Raw genomic sequence first — 1,278 nt, 5'->3', positions numbered from 1 at the left:
CCTGCTTGCCGAGATACTGCTTCAGAAGTATGAATATCATGTCCCGTTCTACCGTCAGATACAGCAATACCGCCATCTTGGAATGAAAGGCCTTACCGAAAGTACACTGGACGGCTGGTTCAAGAAAACCGTGGAACTGCTTAAGCCTCTGTATGAAGAACTCAAATGGGAAGTCTTCTCCTGTGACTATGTACAGGCGGATGAAACTACAGTTCCGGTCATTAACAGAGAAAAACACAGAGCCGACAAGGAATATCTCTGGATGGTAAGATCAGTCATGGAGAAACTGGTCATCTTCCATTACGACGGGGGATCACGGGCCGGAGCGGTCATCGAATCCCTGGCAAATCAATATAACTTCAAGGGATATCTTCAATGTGACGGTTTTGCAGGTTATGAAACAGCCTTCAAGACCAACCCCGACGTGCGGCTACTCAACTGCCTGGTGCATATACGCCGTCATTTTGAGCAGGCTTTGGATGAAAACAGGGAGATGGCGCAACATGCACTGACTCAGATACAGCATATCTATAAAATAGAACGCCAGTGTGACGAAGCCGGCCTGTCATATGATGAGCGCAGACAGACGCGTCAGGAACTGTCCAGGCCAATCATGGAGGCAATGAAGGTATGGATGGAGACAGAAGGAATTAAATACAGTCCAAGTTCTTTGACAGGCAAGGCCATAACATATGCCTATACCAAATGGGATAATATTATGAGATGTCTGGACGATGGCCGCCTGTACTGGGACAACAATCTGGCGGAAAATGTCCAACGGCCCATCACTCTGAGCAGAAAAAATTTTCTTTTCTGTGGTAATCACGAAGCTGCGGTTAATATGTCTGTCATATGTTCTCTGCTGGCCACATGTAAGGCGCACGGGGTAAATCCCAGGGTATACCTGAACGATGTTATCGCACAAATGCCTTATCACAAAAAGGCAACCCAAGAAGAACTTTTGAATCTACTTCCACATAAATGGAAGTTGAAACATCCGGAATGTGTACTGACAAGGCAAAAGGAGGAATCTTGTAACTGATATAAATTGTAACATATGGGTTCAACAAAACAATAGCGGCTGATACTATTAGGTTCATAGTGACAGTCGCTATTGTTGTATATAAAGGTTTAATACCTGTAGTTGGCCGAATACTTACCGAAGAATTAGAATTGCAGGTGCAACAAAGCGAACTGCCGTTGAAGTCGTACCTTCAACAGATAGGTGTAAGTTATTCAACCTATCACTACTGGCGTAGAAAATGTTCCGTTGACAGG

At 44.8% G+C, this 1,278-nt stretch carries 1 protein-coding gene; it reads left to right on the top strand.

Annotated features, from left to right (window positions below; all coding sequences use genetic code 11):
* Positions 1-1,042 (top strand): IS66 family transposase (tnpC, locus tag OCV82_RS15120; RefSeq protein WP_154045210.1); only part of this gene is annotated, 1,042 nt, incomplete at its 5' end.
* Between the last annotated feature and the right edge of the window lie 236 nt (positions 1,043-1,278).

It is taken from the genome of Bacteroides cellulolyticus (assembly GCF_025567135.1).
Taxonomy (GTDB): Bacteria; Bacteroidota; Bacteroidia; order Bacteroidales; family Bacteroidaceae; genus Phocaeicola; species Phocaeicola cellulolyticus.
Note: the sequence above shows the minus strand (reverse complement) of the source record. Positions and strands in the feature narration are given on the sequence as shown.